The 21,153-nt window shown below is 70.7% G+C and carries 15 protein-coding genes; 7 read left to right on the top strand and 8 right to left on the bottom strand.

Translation table 11 applies throughout. The features are described from left to right. Positions 1-605 precede the first annotated feature (605 nt). On the bottom strand, positions 606-1,907 hold the full coding sequence (tyrS, locus tag ABGB21_RS20560) for a tyrosine--tRNA ligase (protein ID WP_347657182.1): 1,302 nt from the start codon (positions 1,905-1,907) through the stop codon (positions 606-608). Between the two features lie 194 nt (positions 1,908-2,101). On the opposite strand from tyrS, the gene ABGB21_RS20555 reads away from it, so the two are divergent. The 3 genes from ABGB21_RS20555 to ABGB21_RS20545 all read left to right on the top strand — a co-directional run bounded on the left by ABGB21_RS20555 (position 2,102) and on the right by ABGB21_RS20545 (position 5,621). Next, positions 2,102-4,318 carry an alpha-galactosidase gene (locus ABGB21_RS20555; protein WP_347679032.1) on the top strand — a complete coding sequence of 739 codons (2,217 nt, stop codon included), beginning with the start codon at positions 2,102-2,104 and terminating at the stop codon, positions 4,316-4,318. Between the two features lie 64 nt (positions 4,319-4,382). Beyond that, positions 4,383-4,505, top strand: coding sequence for a hypothetical protein (locus ABGB21_RS20550; protein WP_347679030.1), 123 nt, complete (start codon positions 4,383-4,385; stop codon positions 4,503-4,505). A gap of 177 nt (positions 4,506-4,682) precedes the next feature. Then, positions 4,683-5,621: a sulfite exporter TauE/SafE family protein gene (locus ABGB21_RS20545; protein ID WP_347657179.1), complete on the top strand. Its 939-nt coding sequence runs from the start codon at positions 4,683-4,685 to the stop codon at positions 5,619-5,621. Positions 5,622-5,728: 107 nt separating this feature from the next. Here the strand turns inward: ABGB21_RS20545 and ABGB21_RS20540 are convergent, their stop codons facing one another. After that, a complete protein-coding gene (locus ABGB21_RS20540) occupies positions 5,729-6,439 on the bottom strand; it encodes an FKBP-type peptidyl-prolyl cis-trans isomerase (protein WP_347657178.1) in 711 nt (236 codons plus the stop codon). Positions 6,440-6,624: 185 nt separating this feature from the next. Between ABGB21_RS20540 and ABGB21_RS20535 the strand changes: the two genes are divergently transcribed. Beyond that, a complete protein-coding gene (locus ABGB21_RS20535) occupies positions 6,625-8,004 on the top strand; it encodes an MFS transporter (protein ID WP_347679028.1) in 1,380 nt (459 codons plus the stop codon). Positions 8,005-8,022: 18 nt separating this feature from the next. On the opposite strand, the gene ABGB21_RS20530 is transcribed toward ABGB21_RS20535, so the two are convergent. The 4 genes from ABGB21_RS20530 to ABGB21_RS20515 form a co-directional block, all read right to left on the bottom strand. Continuing rightward, positions 8,023-9,399: a GH1 family beta-glucosidase gene (locus ABGB21_RS20530; RefSeq protein WP_347657176.1), complete on the bottom strand. Its 1,377-nt coding sequence runs from the start codon at positions 9,397-9,399 to the stop codon at positions 8,023-8,025. 202 nt (positions 9,400-9,601) lie between these two features. Then, on the bottom strand, positions 9,602-10,441 hold the full coding sequence (locus ABGB21_RS20525) for a carbohydrate ABC transporter permease (protein WP_347679026.1): 840 nt from the start codon (positions 10,439-10,441) through the stop codon (positions 9,602-9,604). Beyond that, complete coding sequence (locus ABGB21_RS20520) at positions 10,434-11,423, bottom strand: sugar ABC transporter permease (RefSeq protein ID WP_347657174.1); 990 nt, start codon at positions 11,421-11,423, stop codon at positions 10,434-10,436. The genes ABGB21_RS20525 and ABGB21_RS20520 overlap by 8 nt, the downstream gene beginning before the upstream one ends. A 119-nt stretch (positions 11,424-11,542) precedes the next feature. Continuing rightward, complete coding sequence (locus ABGB21_RS20515; protein WP_347657173.1) at positions 11,543-12,844, bottom strand: sugar ABC transporter substrate-binding protein; 1,302 nt, start codon at positions 12,842-12,844, stop codon at positions 11,543-11,545. A gap of 243 nt (positions 12,845-13,087) precedes the next feature. Here ABGB21_RS20515 and ABGB21_RS20510 point away from each other — a divergent pair, with 243 nt between their 5' ends. The 3 genes from ABGB21_RS20510 to ABGB21_RS20500 all read left to right on the top strand — a co-directional run bounded on the left by ABGB21_RS20510 (position 13,088) and on the right by ABGB21_RS20500 (position 19,035). Then, a complete protein-coding gene (locus ABGB21_RS20510; RefSeq protein WP_347657172.1) occupies positions 13,088-14,290 on the top strand; it encodes an ROK family transcriptional regulator in 1,203 nt (400 codons plus the stop codon). Between the two features lie 305 nt (positions 14,291-14,595). Beyond that, positions 14,596-17,244, top strand: coding sequence for a discoidin domain-containing protein (locus ABGB21_RS20505; protein ID WP_347679024.1), 2,649 nt, complete (start codon positions 14,596-14,598; stop codon positions 17,242-17,244). A gap of 225 nt (positions 17,245-17,469) precedes the next feature. Then, positions 17,470-19,035, top strand: a complete 1,566-nt coding sequence (locus ABGB21_RS20500; RefSeq protein WP_347679022.1) for a substrate-binding domain-containing protein — start codon at positions 17,470-17,472, stop codon at positions 19,033-19,035. 57 nt (positions 19,036-19,092) lie between these two features. Here ABGB21_RS20500 and ABGB21_RS20495 read toward each other — a convergent pair whose 3' ends face one another. Continuing rightward, positions 19,093-20,076, bottom strand: coding sequence for a sulfotransferase domain-containing protein (locus tag ABGB21_RS20495; protein ID WP_347679020.1), 984 nt, complete (start codon positions 20,074-20,076; stop codon positions 19,093-19,095). A 117-nt stretch (positions 20,077-20,193) separates the two neighbouring features. Beyond that, positions 20,194-20,814, bottom strand: a complete 621-nt coding sequence (locus ABGB21_RS20490) for a DNA-3-methyladenine glycosylase (protein ID WP_347679018.1) — start codon at positions 20,812-20,814, stop codon at positions 20,194-20,196. Positions 20,815-21,153 lie beyond the last annotated feature (339 nt).

The raw sequence follows: 21,153 nt of genomic DNA, 5'->3' as shown, positions 1-21,153 counted from the left end.
TCAAACTCTCCAACAAAAACTTGGAAAATCAAACCCAGCAACAAATTAAACACTTGCTGCCAAACAAACAATTTGGCACTGGCTTATCAAGCACCCTGTTGAGTTCTCAAAGAACAAACACACACCGACCAGCAGATCCTAAGACCAACCACTCGGGGCTCTTGCCTCCGCCTCGCGTTTCCGTCCGGCGGCTCTTTCTACGTTAGCGGACCGTTTTCGCTTCGTCAAACCGCTTTCCGGCGGTTCAAATCCCACTCATTCGATCAACTATTTCCATGATCGCGGCACAGCTCATCGAGTGAACCGTGATCAAGGATTTCGGCAGTCCAGCCGCTCGTGGAGTCACCCACACGCTCGCCCGGCTCACTGCCGACCGTGAACTCTACTCGGTCAGGTCCGCAACACCAAATCGCCACTCGTGCGATCCGGGTCACCCCGCCCGCCAGGCCCGTCGCGAACCTGCGCTCGTCGACGTACCCGGTACCTCACCTGCGGTCCGGCCGCTTTGCGCGTTTCACGCTCTTCGTCCGTTCCCCGCGGGCAGAGAGAAAATTACGCGGTCCGGGGATCCGACGTCAAATCTGCCGGTGGCATTCCCCGTCACATCATCGACCGGCGGCCAACTCCACCCCGGCGAACGTACGCTTTCCGCGCCGCAACACGAGGAACCGACCGTGCAGCAGCGTCTCCGGGGAGATCGCCGCCTCCGGATCCGTGACGCGCTCGTTGTTCACGTACGCGCCGCCCTCGGAGATCGCCCGGCGTGCCTCGTTGAGGCTGCCCACCAGACCCGCCTCCCGGAACAACGCCGCGACCGGTGGCAGGGACTCCAGGCTGACCAGTCCCGCCTCGGCCAACGCCGCGCGTAGCGTCTCGGGCCCCAGCTCCTCGAGCGACCCCCGACCGAACAGGGCCTGACTCGCGGCCACCGCCTGCCGGGCCTCCTCGGCGCCGTGGACCAGCGTGGTCAGTTCCTCGGCCAGGGCACGCTGCGCGGCCCGGGCCGCCGGCCGCTCCGCCGTCGCCTTCTCCAGTTCCTCGATCTCCTCGTGGCCGCGGAAGCTGAAGTACCGCAGCAGCTGCCCGATATCCCGGTCGTCCGTGTTGAACCAGAACTGGTAGAAGGCGTACGGGCTGGTCATGGTCGGATCCAGCCAGATCGCGCCGCCCTCGGTCTTGCCGAACTTGGTCCCGTCCGCCTTGGTCACCAGCGGCGTGACGAAGGCGTGCACCGGACCCACGCCACGGCGGCGGACGTAGTCGACGCCGGCGGTGATGTTTCCCCACTGGTCGGAACCACCGAACTGCAGGGTGCAGCCGTACCGCTGGTGCAGCTCGTAGAAGTCGTTGGCCTGGAGCAGCTGGTAGCTGAACTCCGTGTAGCTGATTCCGGTCTCCAGTCGGGCCTTGACCACCTCCCGGGCCAGCATCCGGTTGACCGGGAAGTGTTTGCCCACGTCGCGGAGGAACTCGGCGACCGACATCGCCCCGGTCCAGTCCAGGTTGTTGACCGGTTGTGCCGCGTTCGCCCCCTCGTAGGAGACGAACGGCGCGAGCTGGTGACGGATCCGCTCGACCCAGCTGGCGACCACCTCGGGACTGTTCAGGACCCGTTCACCGCGCTCGTTGGGGTCGCCGATCAGTCCGGTGGCGCCACCGACCAGCAACAGCGGACGGTGACCGGCCAGTTGCAGTCGTCGGGCGGTCAGAATCTGCAGCAGGTTGCCGATGTGCAGGCTGGGGGCGGTGGGGTCGAAGCCGACGTAGAACGTCGCCGGGCCGGCGGCGAAGTGCTCCCGCAACTCGTCGGGACCGGTCGAGTCGAACATCAGGCCACGCCACCGCAGGTCGTCGAGAACGGCGACCAGGCCGGCGGTGGTGGCGGGAGAGAGGCTGCTATCCGTCACGGTGCCGATTCTCCACCATCCCGACGGCCGACCCGTACCCGGTTTACCATCCGGGCCGTCGGCTCCCGGCCGGACGCCCGGGGCCGGACCGCCGGCAGGCCTCCGGAGCGGCGCCCTACGTTGACCGGGCTGGACCGCGGAGGCAGGCTACCCGGGCCAGGTGCTGAGAGATCTTTCGCGTCCGGAGGTACGCCGTGACCGTTCCCCGTCAGATCCACCACACCGAACCGGCCGGTGACCAACGCGTCGGAATGACCGACGGTGACGCCGGCGACCTCGTCCACCTGCGCCGGGCCGGGGTCAGTCTGCTGCTGGCCTGCGTGGACGACGGCCTGCCGGTGGTACTGCACTGGGGTGCCGATCTCGGCGCGCTGACCGGACCGGAACTCACCGACCTGGCCACCGCCCTGCGCCGACCGGTCCGGCGCGGCGCGCCGGACGGACGGCCGGTGGGCATCGTGCCGGAGCACACGTACGCCTGGTTCGGCCTGCCTGGTCTCTCCGGTCACCGGGCCGGCCAGGACTGGTCCCCCCGGTTCATCCGGACCGGGCTGCGCTCGGTCGAGGACTCCGCCGAGGGGGCCGACGGCGTCCTGGTGACCGCCCGGGACGAGACCGCCGCCCTGGACCTGACCATCGAGATCGGCCTTGATCAGGGCGGGCTCGTCGGGCTTCGCGCCGAGGTACGCAACCTGGCGGCCGAGCCGTACCAGCTTGACGGGCTGACGGTCGGGCTTCCGGTGCCGCCCCGGGCGGACGAACTGCTCGACCTCACCGGCCGGTGGTGCCGGGAGCGGGTGCCCCAGCGCCACCCGCTCACCGTCGGTACCTGGCTGCGGGAGAGCCGACGCGGCAAACCCGGCCTGGACGCCACCCTGCTGCTGGTGGCCGGCACGGCCGGCTTCGGTTTCCGGGCCGGGGAGGTGTGGGGGCTGCACGTCGGCTGGAGCGGCAACCACCGCATCCACGCCGAACGGACGCCGGAGGGCGAGACGCTGCTGGGCGGTGGTGAGCTACTGCTCCCCGGCGAACTGGTGCTGCAGCCCGGCGACGGGTACCGGACCCCCTGGCTCTACGGCTCGTACGGGGTGGGCCTCGACGACATGTCCGGGCGGTTCCACCAGCACCTGCGCCGGGCGGTCAGCCCGCGACGGCGTACCCGGCCGGTGGTGGTGAACACCTGGGAGGCGGTCTACTTCGACCATCGGCTGGAGCGGCTGACCGCGCTCGCCGACGCCGCCGCGCGGATCGGCGCGGAGCGGTTCGTGCTCGACGACGGGTGGTTCCGGGGGCGCCGGGACGACCGGGCCGGGCTCGGTGACTGGTACGTCGACCCGGACATCTGGCCGGATGGTCTGCACCCCCTGGTCTCCCACGTACGCGGTCTCGGCCTGGAGTTCGGTCTCTGGGTCGAGCCAGAGATGATCAATCCGGACTCGGAGCTGGCCCGGGCGCACCCGGACTGGATTCTCGCCACCGGCGGCCGGATGCCCCGGGCGCAACGTTGGCAGCAGGTCCTCGACCTGGCCAATCCGGGCGCCTACGACCACCTTCTCGACCGGCTCGACACCCTGGTGCGCGAGTACGACGTCGCGTACCTGAAGTGGGACCACAACCGGGACCTGCTCGACGCGGGGCGTCCGCCGACCGGGCGGCCGGGGGTGCACGCGCAGACCCGGGCGCTCTACCGGCTGTTGGACACGCTGCGGGAGCGGCATCCGGGGCTGCAGATCGAGTCGTGCGCCTCCGGCGGCGGGCGGGTCGACCTCGGGATCCTGGCGCGGACCGACCGGATCTGGGGTAGTGACTGCCTCGACCCGCTGGAGCGGCAGTCGATCCAGCGCTGGACGCAGCTGCTGCTGCCGCCCGAGCTGATCGGTTCCCACGTCGGGAAACCTCGCTCACACCACACCGGGCGGACGCACAGTCTCGCCTTCCGGGCCGGCACGGCGCTGTTCGGCAGTTTCGGCGTCGAGTGGGACATCTCGACGATCTCCGCCGAGGAGGAACGGGAGCTCGCCGAGTGGGTCGCGGTGTACAGGCGGCACCGGGACCTGATCCACGGCGGCTCGGTGGTCCGGGTCGACCACCCTGATCCGGCGTTGTGGGTGCACGGGGTGATCGCTCCGGACCGGTCGGAGGCGATCATGGCACTGGTCGGCGTCGGTACCGGACCGACCACCACACCCGGACCGGTACGGTTGCCCGGGCTGGACCCGGACCGCCGGTACCGGATCAGTGCGCTGGCCCCGGAGTCCACCCCAGCGTCGCTGGCCGCCACGCCGGCCTGGCTGACCGGCGCCGGGACCCGGCTCTCCGGTCGGGCACTGGACCGCGCCGGTCTGCAGGCCCCGCCGCTGCGTCCGGGAGAACTCGTCCTGCTCCACCTCCACGGCGAGCGAACCGGCTGACCGACCGGCGGGTGGCGACCGCGTACCGAGGCCGGGAACTCTGGTCGGCGTACCAGTCGCGCTGGTGGCGCCCTGGGTGACGGTGGCCGCGGTGGTGGCCGGCGGTCTGCTGCTGGCGCTCGCCGCCGGTGTGCTGCCGGCCCGCCGGATGCTGCGCTGGAGATGGGCACGGGAGTTACGGGGTTGACTACCACGACAACCCGGTAAACAATCCCTATTGGTTAGATGGGGATTAGGCACACCGTCGCCCCCACCCCCGTCCGGACCTGGTCGGACGCTCCGCCGCTCCCTCGTCGGCACCGGTGCCGGCAGCCAGCTCACCGGCCCCGGCCGGCCCCTCAACCACAGACGGGAAGGAACGCCCGTGCGGAAACTCCTGCTCCTCGCCCTGGTGGGACTCGGTGCCCAACTCGTGGACGGCAGCCTCGGCATGGCCTACGGCGTCACCTCCACCACCCTCCTGCTGGCCATCGGCACCAATCCGGCCGCCGCCTCGGCCACCGTGCACCTCGCGGAGATCGGCACCACCCTCGCCTCCGGCGCCGCGCACTGGCGCTTCGGCAACGTCGACTGGAAGGTGGTCGCCAAGATCGGTGTACCTGGTGCGATCGGCGCGTTCGCCGGGGCGACCTTCCTGGCCAGCCTCTCCACCGAGGTGGCCGCGCCGGTGATGGCGCTGCTGCTGCTCGCCCTCGGCGTCTACATCCTGGTCCGGTTCACCGCCTTCGGCATCCGACGGGACCGTCTCGGACTGCCGCTGCGCAAGCGGTTCCTCGCCCCGCTCGGACTTGTCGCCGGTTTTGTGGACTCCACCGGTGGCGGCGGCTGGGGACCGGTCGGCACCCCGGCGATCCTGGCCAGCGGACGGCTCGCGCCCCGCAAGGTGATCGGGTCGATCGACACCAGCGAGTTCCTGGTGGCGGTGGCCGCCAGTGTCGGTTTCCTGGTCGGGCTCGGCAGCGAGAACGTCGACTTCGCCTGGGTCGCGGTGCTGCTGCTCGGTGGGGTGGTCGCCGCGCCTATCGCGGCCTGGCTGGTCCGGCACATCCCGCCACGGATCCTCGGTTCGGCCGTCGGTGGCCTCATCATCGTCACCAACACCCGGACCCTGCTGCGCAGCGACTGGATCGACGCCCCGGACACCGTGCGATACACCGTCTACGCGGTGCTCTACCTGGTCTGGGGGCTCGCGCTGGCCTATTCGGTGCGGCAGTACCGGGCACACCGGGACAGCGAGACCACCGACGCGGTCGAGGGCATCACCGACGGGCGTCCGAAGGAGTCGGTCCCGGTCGGGTCGTGACACCGCTCCGGAAAGGCCATCGGAGCCGGGACACCCTGGCGTCCGGAGACGGAGGGGCCGTCCGCCGCGCGTGCGCGCCGGACGGCCCTTCGCACGTCGTGGGCGGATTACCGGGCGGCCAGCACGTCCACCACGAAGCGCAGCGGTCCCTGCGGATAGCCCTCCGGCGGGTTCTGGCCGTACGCGAGGTCGGTCGGGATGTCGAGCCGGACCCGGCTGCCGACCGGTACGCCGACCAGCCCCTGGTCCCAGCCCGGGATGACCTTGCCGACCCCGACCTCGAACTGCGCGGGCTGGCCCTGCCGCCAGGAGGAGTCGAACTCCTCCCCGCTGCCGTAGAAGACACCGACGTAGTTCGCCAGGATGGTCTGGCCGCGCTCGAGCTCCGGCCCCTTGCCCTTGATCAGGGTGGTCACGCCGAGTTCGCTGAGCTCCCCCGTGCCGGCCTCGACGACCGGGGGCTGTCCCAGCCGGGGGTCGAGGTCCGCCTCGGGCCCGCCGGCCGAGGGCGTCGGACCGGTCGTGCCGGGCGGTGTAGGGGTGGGTGCGGTGGTCGGGGCGCTGTCGGCCGGCTGGCTCGCCGCCGGCGCGGCGGTGTTCTCCGACCGGTTGTCCGGATCGTCCCGGAGCACGATGAGCGCGGCGAACCCCAACCCGACCAGGATGACCCCGACGACCGCCCCGATCCAGCGCTGCCGGTGCGCCCGGGTCTCGGCGGCTCGGGCGGCGGCCGCCTCGGCGGCGGCCCTGCGCTCCTGTTTGGTCGGCCGCGACTGGCTCTTGGACCCCGGCTCGGGGGTGTGGACCCGATCACTCATCTGATCTTGGACTCCTCGGTACGTGGTGCGAGCAGGCGGGACGTGGTCGCCCTTCAATGGGCTCCGCACACCGTACCCGCGTCGGCGGGAGCAGGTCCCGCTCGGTCGTACCTCGCCCGACCGGCGGGCCGCAGCCGGTACGCCCGGCAGGTCAGTTCCAATATGGGACTCACTAACCTACGCTGGTGACCAGGCACCGGAGCGGAAACCACGGACAGATCGACGGGAGCGGCATGCGGGACATCCCCCGGGTCGTCTGGACGCTCGCCGCCGGACGCTTCGTCAACGCCGCCGGTTCCTTCGTCGCCTTCTACCTCTTCCTCTACCTCACCGGTCCACGCGGCCTGCCGGTCGGGCCGGCAGGACTGATCAGTGGCGCGTTGGGGGCCGGGCTGCTGGCCGGCAACCTCACCGGCGGCTGGTTCGGTGACCGGTTCGGGCACCGACGGACCCTGCTGGTCGCCTCGGCGGTCGCCGGACTGGGGACACTCGCGGTCCCCTGGCTGCCGGCTGTCGTACTGGCAGTGGTCATGCCGGTGGTCGGCTACGCCCACGCCACCTCGGGCGTGGCCCAGGGGGCACTCGTGGCAATGGCCGTACCGCCCGGGGATCGACGTCGTTCGGTGGCGGTCACCCGGGCCGCGTTCAACGCCGGCTGCGTGATCGGACCACCGGCCGGCGCGCTGCTGGTGACGTACAGCTTCACCTGGCTCTTCGTGATCGACGGTGTGCTGACCCTGCTGGTCCGCGCGGCGACCGCGCGGCTGTTGCCGGCCGACCCGGCGCCGACGGCCGGCGCCGGCACCGGGGTCAGGGCGCTGTGGCGTGCGGTCCGCGCCGACCGCGGGTTGCTGGCCCTGCTGCCGGCCGTGGTGGTCGTGGACGTCGTCTACCGGCAGCTCTACTCCACCCTGCCGGTCCACCTGCGCGACCACGGACAGCCGGTCGGGCTCTACGCCGCACTCATCGCCCTCGGCTCCGCGATGATCCTCTGCCTGGAGATCCCGGTGGCCACGGTGCTGCGCCGGCACTCCGCGCTCGGCATCATCGGCGCCGGGTACGTCCTCGTCGGGCTCGGTTTCGGACTCTTCTCCCTCGGGACGGCGGCCTGGCTCGCGGTCAGCGCGATGGTGGTACTCACCTGCGGAGAGATCCTCTACAAGACGACGGCGACGGCGCACGTCCTCGACGCGGCGCCACCCGCGCTGGTCGGCCAGTACCAGGGCCTCTACCTGGGCGCGGCGACCAGTGGCACGATCCTCGCCCCACCGCTCGGTGCCCTGGTCTACTCGGTCGCGCCCGGCCTGCTCTGGCCGCTCTGCGCGATCGCGGCGGTCACCGCCGGGCTGCTCGTCCGGAGCATCGGGCAGCGCAACCGGGCTCCCGGACGAGCGCGGCCGGCCGCACAGCACAACCGGTTTCCCGAACGAGACGGAGCGGCCGCACAGAACCTGTCCGCCGATCGAGACGGGCCGGCCGACCGGGGACCAGCCGACCCGACGGCCGGGCTGGTGCCGGGTGCCGGGCCCGGACCGCGGTCGACGGTCCGGGCCACCCGGGACTGAGCCCGGTCGGTGAGGTTCTCAGACCGTCGGGGCGGACGACTCCACATCGCCGACGAGCCGCCGGTGTTCGCGGATCAGCTCGGCGTACCGCAGGCCGCTCGCCTTCATCGTCCGCCGCTGCGTCGGGTAGTCGACGTGCACCAGGCCGAACCGCTTGTCGTAGCCGTATGCCCACTCGAAGTTGTCCAGCAGCGACCAGACGAAGTAGCCGTCGATCGGTACGCCCCGGGCAGCCGCCGCAGCACACGCCTCGAGGTGCTGCTCCAGGTGGTCGGTGCGTTCCTTGTCCTCGACGGTGCCCTCCGGGGTGAGCTCGTCGTGCCAGGCCGAACCGCTCTCGGTCACCATGATCCGGTTCGGCGCGTACTCCTCGTGCACCGAGACCAGCAGTTCCTCCAGGCCGGCCGGGTGGACCTCCCAGTCCATCGCGGTGTGCACCGCGCCCAGCACCGGGATCTGTCGGGCGTACGGGACCGGTCCCTGCGGGTCGTCCACGATCACCTGGCGGAAGTAGTAGTTCAGGCCGAGGAAGTCGGTGGGCGTGGCAATGCACTCCAGGTCACCGGGGTGAACCGGGGGCTCGACGCCGTACGTTTCGATCATGTCGGCGGGGTAGCCCCGACCGTACAGCGGGTCGAGCCACCACCGGTTGACGTGCCCGTCGGCCCGGATCGCCGCCGCGACGTCCTCGGGGCGGTCGCTGGCCGGCTCGCACGGGCTCGGGTTCAGCACGATCCCGACCGAGGCGGGCGTCGGCGAGGCGGCCCGGATCGCCGCGGTGGCAAGGCCGTGCCCGAGCAGTACGTGGTGCGAGGTGGCGATCGCCCGGGTCAGGTCCCGCTCACCGGGGGCCATCTTGCCCTCGAGGTGACCGATCCAGGAGATGCAGAGCGGCTCGTTCACCGTCACCCAGTCGGTGACCCGGTCCCCCAGCCGGCCCGCGACCAGGCCGGCGTACTCGGCGAACGCCTCGGCGGTGGCCCGCTCCGGCCAGCCGCCGCGGTCCTGCAGCGCCTGCGGCAGGTCCCAGTGGTAGAGCGTCACCAGCGGCCGGATCCCGACGGTCAGCAGCCCGTCGACCAGCCGGTCGTAGAAGGCCAGCCCGGCCGGGTTGACCGGGCCGGTCCCGTCTGGGACGACCCGCGGCCAGGCGACCGAGAAGCGGTACGCGTCGACGCCGAGGCGGCGCATCAGCTCCACGTCCTCGGGCCAGCGGTGGTAGTGGTCGCAGGCCACGTCGCCGGTGTCGCCGTTGTCGACGGCGCCGGGCACCCGGCTGAAGGTGTCCCAGATGGACGGCTTGCGGCCGTCCTCCGCGGCGGCACCCTCGATCTGGTACGCCGCGGTGGCGACGCCCCAGGTGAAGTGGGGTGGCAACTTGGACAGGTCCGACACTTGTCGACTCTCCTCTTGGTTCTTGCTTGACGCTTCGGTGGCCGGGCCCTGCCGGGCGCAGGTGCGACGGACAGGGCGGGCGTGACGGACAGGGGTGGACGGGTCGCCACGCCGGTGCTCGCCCGGCGGGGCGCGCGCCGTTGCCGGGGCCGGTGTGGTCCCCCGCCGGTCGGTGGTGGTGGTCGGCTCCACCCGCCGGTGCCTACTTCACCGCGCCGGCGGTGAGGCCGGCGACGAAGTAGCGTTGCAGAGCCAGGAAGCCGACGACCACCGGGATGCTCACCACGACCGAGGCGGCCATCGCCTGGTTCCAGAAGACGTTGTACTGGGTGGCGTATCCCTGCAGGCCGACGGCGAGGGTACGGCTGTTCTCGTCGGTCATCACCGAGGCGAACAGCACCTCGCCCCAGGCGGTCATGAAGGCGTACACGGTGACCGCGACGATGCCCGGCACCGCCGTCGGCAGGATCACCCGGAACAGGGTGCGCATCGGCCCGGCGCCGTCGACCTGGGCCGCCTCGTCGAGGCCGCGCGGAATCGAGTCGAAGTAGCCGACCAGCATCCAGATCGAGAACGGCAGCGAGAAGGTCAGGTACGTGATGATCAACCCGAGCCGGGTCGCGTACAGCTCGATCCCGGTGATGTTGCCGAGGTTGACGTAGATGAGGAAGAGCGGCAGCAGGAAGAGGATGCCGGGGAACATCTGCGTCGACAGCACGGTGACCGAGAAGAGCTGCCGGCCCCGGAACCGGTACCGGCTGACCGCGAAGGCGGCGAAGATCGCCACCACCACCGAGACGACCGCGGCGATGCTGGCGACCAGCAGGCTGTTGAGCATGTACCGGCCGAGCGGGACGGTCCGCCACATGTCCAGGAACGGCTGGACGGTCGGTCGGCTCGGGATCCAGGTGAAGGCTCCCTGCACGTCACGCAGCGGCTTCAGCGCCGAGCTGAGCATGACGTACAGCGGGGTGATGACAAACAGGGTCAGCAGGCTGAGCACGATGCGGCGGGCCCAGCGTTCGCCGGTGGTCTCACGCATGGTCCCTCCTGCGGTTCGTGACGACCAGGTACAGCGCCGTGACGACGAGCAGGAAGAGCAGCAGCGCCACGGACATCGCCGACCCGAGACCGAAGTTCCAGGTGACGAAGGAGTTCTGGTAGATGTGGATCGAGATCAGGTCGGCCTCCCGGGGCGCGGCGCCGCCGAAGAGGACGTACGGGGTGTTGAAGTCGTTGAAGGTCCACAGGAAGAGGACCAGCACCAGCACCTGGTTGACCGGGCGGAGCAGGGGCAGCGTGACGCTGCGCAGCCGTCGCCAGAAGCCGGCGCCGTCGATGGCCGCCGCCTCGTAGAGCTCGTTGGGGACGTTCTGCAGTCCGGCCATCAGGCAGAGGAAGGCGAACGGCCAGGAGCGCCAGACCGAGACGATCAGCAGGGACCAGAAGCTGTTGCCGCCGATCAGCCAGAACGGCGCGTCGTCGGGGTCGACCAGGCCGACCTGACCCAGTACGTGGTTCACCAGGCCGGTGTCCCGCTGGAACATGAAGCTCCAGGTGATCACGGCGGTGTAGACCGGCAGCGCGTACGGGGTGAGGAAGAGGGTCCGCAGCAGGGCCCGGCCGCGGAACGGCCGTTGCAGGAAGACCGCGGCGGCGAGGCCGAGCAGGCAGGAGATGCCGACCGAGGCGATCGTGTAGACGATGGTGACCCAGAACGAGTGCACCAGGTCCTTGCCGGTCGCCGAGTCGAAGTCGAAGGTGACCTGGTAGTTGGCCAGTCCGACGTACGGGGCGGTGGACCAGTCCCGGATGTGGAAGCGGGTGAGCTCGAGCAGGCTCATCCAGACCCCGACGAGCATCGGTACGACGTGGATGCCGAGCTCGAGGACGAGGGCGGGGACGAGCAGCAGGTACGGCAGGCGGGACCGTCGCGGCCCGCGGCGGCGCGGCCGGTCGGTGCCGCCGTGCCCGGCCCGCTTCCCGGTGGACTGGACCGGGCCGGGTGCGGTGGTGGTGGCCATCGGATCCTTTCGAAGGTGGACCGTGGAGGGTGGCGCGTGGTGCCCCTCCACGGTCACCGTTGGGGTCGCGGTCCGACGCCGACCGGCGGTCGGGGCCGGACCGCTTCAGGTGTCGCCGCTCAGCTGCCCATCTTCTGCTGCGCCACGCTGAGCTTCTCCTTGATCTGCGCGTCGGTGACGGGCTTGCCGCTCGCGACGTCGGCGAAGAGTTCCTTCATCGCGGTGCCGACCAGCGTCTCGAACTCGCTCTCGTCGGGCACCTGGGGTAGCGGTGCGGCGGTGGTGCTGAGCACCTCCTGGAGCACCTTCTGCTCCGGAGCCTGGAACGCGGGGTCGGCACCGGCGGTGGTGACCGACGGCAGCGAGCCGTAGGTCTTGTTGAGGATGGTCTGCTCCTCGTCGCTGGTCATGAACTTCACGAACTGCAGCGCACCGTCCTTGTTCTCGGTGTGCTTGAAGATCGCGATGTTGATGCCGGCGACCATGCTGTTGACCCGCTTGCCGCCGGGCGGGGTGACCGCCGGGAACGGCACCGGGGCGACGCCCCACTCGTCGGGGCTCATCCCCTGGGCCTTGAAGTTGTTGCCGGCGGCCTGCCAGAGCAGCATCGCCGCCTTGCGGTTGGCGAAGTCGGCGACCGACTGGTTCTGGGCGTACTCGGCGTTGCTCGGGTTGACGATCTTGTCGACCGCCATCAGGTCGACGTACCGCTTGACCGCCGCGACGTTCTGCGGGGTGTCGAAGGTCGGCTTGCCGGCCTGGTCGAACCACTCGCCGCCCCACTGCTGGCCGAAGGTGAAGGCGTGGTGGGCGTTCTCCGACGGGTTCGCCGCCTCGACGGCGAGACCCCACTGACCGCTCCTGGTCAGCCTCTTGCCGGTCTCGACCAGCTCCTCCCAGGTGGCGGGCGGGTTGGTGACGCCGGCGTCGGCGAACATCTTCTTGTTGTAGTACAGCGCGTACGCGAGGCTGTACAGCGGCACCGCGGCCGGCGGCTGGCCGGGAGCACCGGCGGCGGCGAGTGCGGCCGGCACGAACCGGTCCTTGCCCCCCACGGCGCCCAGCGTGGCGTCGTCGAACGGCACGAGCGCACCGGTCGCCTGCAGTGACGCCGACCAGGTGTTGCCGATGTTCACCACGTCGGGGCCCTTGCCCGACGTGGCGGCGGCCAGCAGTCGGTTGAGCAGGTCCGACCACGGTACGACCTCAAGGTTGACCTTGATGCCGGTCTGCTTCTCGAACTTGTCCAGTTCGGGCTGCAGGGTCTGCTTGTCGAACTCGATGCTGGCGCCCTGGTTGCTCGCCCAGTAGGTGAGCGTCTTCGCGGCCTCGCCCGACGAACCGCCCGAGTCACCGCAGGCGGCGAGGGAGGCGGTCGTCAGCAGGGCCGCGGCGACCATTGCGAGGTGTCTCTTCGACACGGTCTGCCCTTCTGCGTCGGCGGCCGGTCCGGGTGCCCGTCGGCGGGTTCGCCGGAGGCGGGTGCTCGGACGGCCGGAGGTGGTGGAGCGGTGGGGCACGGTCCGCACCGGCGGGTGGTAGCGCTTCCACCGGGGGGTTCCATCAAGGCTTAATTAACGCCGTTATTAAAGTGTGTGGTGGGCCGGCCGTCAAGGACTGGCCGTACAGTGACTCCCGGCAAGCCGGGTTTATCGAGGTGGTGGGTGGACCTGGAACGGACGACGAACCGGATCGTGCGACAGCGCAACCGGTCCGCCCTGCTGTCCAAGCTGTTCCTCGAGGGTCCGTTGACCCGGCAGGATCTGGCCCGCAGCACCGGCCTGAGCCAACCGGCGGTCAGCAACGTGGTCGGCGACCTGATCGGCGCCGGCCTGGTGGTCGAGGCCGGCGCGGTGGAGTCCGACGGCGGACGCCCCAGCATGAAACTCCGGGTGGCCCCCCGCTACGCCGTGGTGGCCGGGGTCGACGTCGGGGAGACCCGGGTCCGGGTGGAACTCTTCGACCTCGCGATGACGCTGCTGGCCAGCGCGGACTACCCACTCGACTCGGCGGGCCCGGCCCCGGAGGCGGTGGTCCGGCACATCCTCTCCGGGCTGGCCGCGGTCACCGAACAGGCCGCCGTCTCCCGCGCGGACATCCTCGGCGTCGGCATCGGCGTCTCCGGCGTGGTCGTGCAGGGCGACGAGGCGCTGGTGCACGCCCAGACCCTCGGCTGGGCCGGGGTGCCGCTGGAACGGCTGGTCCGGGCCGAGGTCGACCTGCCGGTCCACGTGGACAACGGCGCCAAGACGCTGGGCCAGGCGGAAATGTGGTTCGGTGCCGGGCGGGGCAGCCGGCACGCCGTCTTCGCCCTGGTCGGGTCCGGCGTCGGCGCCGCGGTGGTGACCAACGGGGTGATGTACCGGGGCTCGTCGAGCAGCGCCGGCGAGTGGGGACACACCACCCTGGTGTACGGCGGCCGCACCTGCCGGTGCGGGGCGCGCGGCTGCCTCGAGGCGTACGTCGGGGCGGAGGGCATCCTCGACCGCTACCGGGAGGCCCGGCGTGGCCGGGTGGTGCCCGGTGCCGACGAGGAGACCCGGCTCAACGCGTTGATCGAGGCGGCCGACGACTCCGCGACCGCCCGTCGGGTGCTGGCGGAGACGGCCGGTTACCTGGGTGCCGGGGTGGCGAACCTGATCAACCTGTTCAACCCGGAACGGGTGGTGCTGGGCGGCTGGGCCGGGATGGCACTCGGCGCCCGCCTGCTGCCGGCGATCCGGGAGGCGGCGGCCGGCCAGGCGCTCCGCCAGCCGTACGAGCAGACCGAGATCGAGTTGGGCCAGCTCGGCGTCGACGCGGTCGCGCTGGGCGCCGCCACCCTGCCGATCGCCCAGCTGCTCGCGGCCGGCGGCATCCGTCGCTGAACCACCGCTCCCGCCGCGATCACGGGGCGGAGTCCCGCAGTTTTCGTCAATCCGGATAAATTACGTCGTAATAGATTGATGTCTTGACGGCCACGGAACGCGGGCGCAAGACTCTGGACCGTCGAGAGAGCGCTCTCCGTCCCGCACCCCGACCCTCCGACGCCGTCCCGTCCCACCACCGCACCGCGCCGGCTCGGCGTACCCGTCGTTACCCCGGCGCGGCACCGCACCGTCCCCCACCGACGTGACCCGCCGCCCCGCGCGGCGTGGTGACCTCGGACGATCCCCCATCGGTAGGTATCGTCATGATTTTTCAGCGTTTTTCCTCCCGAGCTCATCCCCGTCGCCGCCGGTCCCGGCCGGTCGCCCTCGGGGTCGCCGCGACGCTCCTGCTCACCCTGGCCCCACTGGTCGCCTCGGCGCCGGCCGCGTCGGCGGCACCGACCCTGCTCTCCCAGGGCCGTCCGGCCGCCGCCTCCTCGACCGAGAACGCCGGATTCGGGGCCGCCGCGGCGGTCGACGGTGACAACGGCACCCGCTGGTCCAGCGCGGCCAGCGATCCACAGTGGCTGCAGGTCGACCTCGGCGCCACCGCCACCGTCAGCCAGGTGGTGCTGCGCTGGGAGGCCGCCTACGCCCGGGCCTTCCAGATCCAGGTCTCCGACAACGGCACCACCTGGACCAGCATCCACACGACCAGCACCGCCACCGGCGGCAACCAGACCCTGGACGTCACCGGCACCGGCCGCTACGTCCGGATGTACGGCACCGCCCGGGGCACCGGCTACGGCTACTCCCTCTGGGAGTTCCAGGTGATCGGCGAGCTGGGGGGAAGCAACCCCGGCACCTGCGGCACCGCGAACGCCGCCGCCGGACGCCCGGCCACCGCCTCCTCCACCCAGGACGCCGGCTTCCCCGCCTCGGCGGCGGTCGACGGCAACCCCGGCACCCGCTGGTCCAGTGCCGCCGCCGACCCGCAGTGGCTGCAGGTCGACCTCGGCGCCACCGCCACGGTCTGCCAGGTGGTGCTGCGGTGGGAGGCGGCCTACGGCCGCGCCTTCCAGATCCAGGTCTCCGACAACGGGACCACCTGGAACACCATCCACACGACCACGACCGGCACCGGCGGCAACCAGACCCTCGACGTCACCGGCACCGGCCGCCACGTCCGGATGTACGGCACCGCCCGGGGTACCGGCTACGGCTACTCCCTCTGGGAGTTCGAGGTCAGGACGACCGGTGGCGGTGGCCCGGGGCCCGGTCCCGGCCCGGTCGAGCCGACCGACCCGTTCAACCCGAACCTCGGCCCGAACACCTTCGTCTTCGACCCGTCGACGCCCACGGCGACGATCCAGAGCCGGTTGAACACGATCTTCACCGAGCAGGAGACGGCCCAGTTCGCCCCCCGGCGGTACGCGGTGCTGTTCAAGCCCGGCACCTACACCGCCGACGTCAACCTCGGCTTCTTCACCCAGGTCGCCGGCCTCGGCATGTCCCCGGACGACGTCAACCTGAACGGACACGTCCGGGCGGAGGCGTTCTGGATGGGCGGCAACGCCACCCAGAACTTCTGGCGGTCCGCCGAGAACCTCTCGGTGACATTGCCGGCCGGGACCATCGTCGAACGCTGGGCGGTCTCCCAGGCGGCCCCGTACCGGCGGATGCACCTACGCGGCGCCGGCAACCAGATCCAGCTCTGGAACGGCGGCGACGGTTGGTCCAGCGGCGGCCTGATGGCCGACACCAAGATCGACGGAATGGTCGTCTCCGGCTCCCAGCAGCAGTGGTACTCCCGCAACAGCGAGTTCGGCAGCTGGACCGGATCGGTGTGGAACATGGTGTTCCAGGGCGTCACCGGGGCGCCACCGCCGCACTTCCCGAACCCGTCGCACACGGTGATTCCGCAGACCCCGGTGGTCCGGGAGAAGCCCTTCCTGTACGTCGCCGGCAACGGCGAGTACCGGGTCTTCGTCCCCGGTCTGCGGAGCAACTCGACCGGCACCAGCTGGTACAACAAGACCCCGGTCGGCTCGTCGCTGTCGCTGGGCACGTTCTTCGTCGTCCGGCCCGGCACCACCGCGGCGACCATCAACGCCGCCCTGGCCCAGGGGAAGAACCTGCTCTTCACCCCGGGCCTCTACCGGCTCGACGACACGATCCGGGTGACCCGGCCGGACACCGTGGTGCTCGGCCTCGGCCTGGCCACGATCGAGCCGCAGAACGGCGTCACCGCGATGACCGTCGCGGACGTCGACGGGGTCAAGGTCGCCGGCATCATGTTCGAGGCCGGCGCGACGAACTCGTCGGTGCTGATGGAGGTGGGTCCGGCCGGCTCGTCGGCGAGCCACGCCGCCAACCCGACCTCGCTGCACGACGTCTTCTTCCGGATCGGCGGCGCGGTCCCCGGCAAGGCCACCACCAGTCTGCGGATCAACAGCGACAACGTGATCGGCGACCACATGTGGCTGTGGCGGGCCGACCACGGCGACCCCGGCACGTACGGCTGGACGGTCAACCCCGCCGACACCGGCCTGGTGGTCGACGGCGACAACGTCACCATGTACGGCCTCTTCGTCGAGCACTACCAGAAGTACGAGGTGATCTGGAACGGCAACGGCGGACGGACGTACTTCTTCCAGAACGAGAAGCCGTACGACCCGCCGAACCAGGCGGCCTGGATGAACGGCTCGACCCGGGGCTACGCCGCGTACAAGGTGGCCGACTCGGTGACCAGTCACGAGGCGTGGGGCCTGGGCAGTTACTGCTACTTCAACGTCAACCCGGCAGTGGTCAACGAACGGTCGTTCGAGGTGCCGGACACTCCCGGGGTCCGGTTCCACAACATGGTGACCGTCTCCCTCGGAGGTGTCGGCACCATCAACCGGATCATCAACAACACCGGCGAACCCGCCAACCTGGCAAACCAGCAGCGGTACCTGACGAACTACCCGTGACCACAGGCGGTTCCGGCTCTGCTCCACGACCGGCCCGCGTCCCGGCTGACCGCCGGGGCGCGGGCCGGTCCGCGCCCCGGCGCCGACTCCGACCGGATGCGCCGGGCCACCGTCGCGACGACAGCTTTCACCCGTACGTCATCGGCCGGAGCCACTGTGGACGCCCGGCCGGCGGGCCACGGTCAGCTTCCCCTGGTGCACTGCCAGACCCCGGGGGAGGTACCGATGTCAAGAACGCTGGGTGGCGCCGTCGACGCGGTGACGGAGATCCTGCTCGCCCAGGGCGGCGTCTGGGCCCTCCTCCTCGGCCTGGTGCTCTCTGCCGGGTGGGGTGCCTGGAAAGAGGTCCGGGCCCGCCGAGCCGGCCGAAAAGTGCTCTCCTACAACGTCCTGTTCAACTCGCGGCTCGGCCTCGACCCGCCGGACGCCGGCGAACTGGTCCGGCTCCACGATCGTCAGGACGAGGTGATCGCCGATCCGTCGATGGTGGTGGTCCGGATCACGAACGAGGGCAGGACGGACATCAGCGCCGACGACTACCAACTTCCCGTCGAACTCGAGTTCGGGCGTCGCTCGGTGAAGACCGTCGACGTCACCGAGGCGCATCCGCCCGACCTGGTAAGGGTGATCGCGCCCAGGCTGACCGCCACCGTGAACCGGGTGGTGCTGCCGCCGGAGCACCTCAACGCGGCGAGCCGGTTCAAGCTGCTCGTCCTGCTCTCCGGACACAGTGACGAGAACGTGGTACGGGTGGGCGGCGTGCTGAAGGGCGGCGAGATCGTCGACGCCCGTCGGCAACAGCAGCGCAACGTACGGAACTGGCGGGTGGCGACCACGGTGACGGCGTCACTCTGCGCCGGGGCGCTGATCGTGGTCTGGCTGGTCAACTCCGCCGGACTGCGACCCACTCCGCCGGGTGCGCCCCGGTGTGTCGAGGGCACCCTCGACGTCGGTGGCTCGAGCGCTTTCGGCACCGCGGCCAGCCGGGTCATCGGCTCCTACACCGCCTACTGCGAGGACGCGACGATCCGGCTCTCGGTCTCGAACAGCCAGCACGGACTCGAACAGCTGCGGGACCTTCCCAACGGTGATCAGAGCCGGGTCGCGCTCTCCGACGGCCCGGCGGATCCGAACGTCTTCCCCGGGCTGGTCGAGCGGGCGGTGGCGATCGTGCCGTTCAGCGTCGTGGTACATCCGTCGGTGACCGGTCCGGGCGTGGACTCACTCACCCTGAGCACCACGCAGCTCCGTCGGATCTTCGACGGTCGGCAGAAGACCTGGCGAGACGTTGACCCACGGCTCTCGCCGGTACCGGTACGGATCGTCGGTCGGGGACAGTCGGGCAGTCGGGTCGCGTTCGAGCGGTATGTGCTCGGCGATGGGCGCACCCCGCGGTCGCAGGGGGAACGGACCTCGTCGGACTGTGTGAACCGGACGTACGCGAGCGAGGCGACCATCCTCTGCGAGGAGAGCACAACGGCCGGCCTGCTCCGCCGGGTCACCGAGGTGGAGGGGGCGATCGGATACGCCGACGCCCCCGACGCCCAGCAGGCGCAGCCTGCGGTGGTACCGGTCCGGCTGGACGGTCGGGATACCACACCCGCCGACATCGGCGCCGGGTACCCCTTCTGGACGGTGGAGTACGTCTACCGCCGGCAGCAGTCGACCGGGGTGGCCTCGTTGGCGTCGTCGGTCGTCGACTACCTGACCGGCGACGCCCAGGCCAACGTCCTGACCGCCACGGGCTACCCGGCCTGTGCACACCACGCCGAAATCTGCGCCCGCCGCTGACCGCGGACAGGCCCGCTGAGTTCGGGCACGCCCGCTGACGACGTCCGCCGCCCGGGTTCAGGGTAGGTCGAGTGGCGCCGCCTGGTGGATCCAGGCCACCAGGTCGGGGTCGACGAGGGCGTACACCCGCTCCCGGTAGCGTCGCAGGTCGTCCTCGTCGAGCAGGGCCCGCCACTGACCGCTGACCCCACGGTGGAAGAAGCGGTCCGGGTCCCGCCAGATGACGGTCTCCGGCGCCAGTTCCTTCGCGCGGCGCTTCATCTGGGTGAACTCGGCCGCCCGGACCAGGTCCGGCCAGCGGTCCTCGGGCACGCTGATGCCGAGTCGGTCGGCGAGCCGGCGCATGACCCCGTCGAGGTCCGCCTTCATCTCGTCGTAGTGCAGCAGGACGACGTTCGGCAGGTGCCGGGCCTGCCAGAACGTGTCCAGGTGGTGCAGCATCGTCCGCAGTCCGACAAAGTCGTCCTCGGCCCCGATCCAGCTCCAGAACCGCTGGTGGGGCGACTGGGCCGGATCCGGGACGCCCGGCGGCAGCACAGCCGGTCCGGCCTGTCCCGCCAGCCCGCCGTTACCGACCGCCCCGAGGGCCTGGTCACCCGGGGCGGCGGGAAGCGGTTCGCCGATCGCGACGGCCCGCAGCGCCATCAGGCTGTCGAAGTCGGTGTTGGCCATGTGGTTGTCGAACGAGATGGCGACGTCCCGGGGATCCCGGCCGACCGTCACGTAGGTGACCTGTTCGTCGAACGGCAGCCCGTCCAGCGGCGTGTGGGTCTTCAGGAACCTCCGGTGGTCCTGTGCCTCCAGGTCGGCCAGGACCTCCTCCCGCTTGCGGGTGAACACGTCCGGCCACGGCGACATGACGTCCAACGGCTGCGGAAAGTCGGTCGACTGGAAGATCAGCAGAGCACAGATCATCTGTGTCCAGGTGGTACCGCACTTGCCGGGTGTGGAGATCACGATGTCGCCGGCCCGGAACGGGAAACCCGTCCACCGGTCGCTGTCCATCAGGAAGTTCTGGTATCGAGCCGTCGGTTGCCGCATGGACACGCCTCCCCCGGAATCGGCGTCGGCCGTGGTCGCGAAGCCACTGCGGAGCGCACCCGGCCGATGATTGACCGCAGCCAATAGTAGGCGCTGCCCCTCCCGCCGACCATCCCGTCAGGCGGGTCGTGCCCGACGGGGGACGTGCCGGCGGTAGTCGCTGACCGTCGGGTCCCCGGCGATCCAGAACCGCCAGGGCAGGTCGTACGCGCCGGTGACCCCGACCCGGGGACCGGCGGCGACCATCGACGGCGGCACCGGGGCGACCGGCGGACGAAGTCGTACCGGACCGTCGCCGAGCAGGTAGCGGCCGTAGACGGCACGGTCCAGGCCGAGGGCCGCACAGAGCCGGGCGGGTCCGCGCGCCAGATCCACGTCCCGGCGTACGGCGACCCGACGGCTCCGGGCCACCTCGAGCCCGTCCACCACCTCGCCGGCCCGGATCAGGACCGCCGACGCCTCCCCGTCCGGCCCGGTGACCACGTTCATGCACCAGTGCATGCCGTAGGTGAAGTACGCGTACGCGTACCCGGCCGGGCCGAACATCACGGAGTTGCGCGGGGTACGGCCGCGGTGGGCGTGCGACGCCGGGTCGCCGCCACTGCCGGCGTACGCCTCGACCTCGGTGATCCGGACGGTGACGTCGTTCGCGGCCAGGGTGGCACCAAGTAGTCCCCGCGCGGCGGGCAGCACCGGCCCGGCCAGCAGCGTGGCAAACTCCGTGCTGGTCGACGACACCAGGACAGGACATCACGAAGCCTCGGCGGCCCGGGCGTCGGGGTGGCCGGCGAACTCCGTCGTGCACCACAACCCCGAGACGGAGCAGGGACGACGGATCATGTCAATCGAGACATCTCCATTGATGATTCACCACACTCAGCCGCTCACTCGCTCGCGATCTCGCCGTCCGGCCTTGCGGCCCGCCATGGGCAACGCAAAGGTTACTTTCAGTCGCCGAACGGAGGGCCTGCCATGTTTGTCACCGCGGCAGCGATCGCGGGCATCGTCCTGGGCTTCGTCGCCGGCCTTTGCGCCTACCGGACGTCCCGGCGCTGGTGTCCGGCCTGTGGCAGCAAC

Origin of the sequence: Plantactinospora sp. B24E8 (assembly GCF_039871735.1) — a bacterium.
Lineage (GTDB): Bacteria > Actinomycetota > Actinomycetes > Mycobacteriales > Micromonosporaceae > Plantactinospora.
Note: the sequence above shows the minus strand (reverse complement) of the source record. Positions and strands in the feature narration are given on the sequence as shown.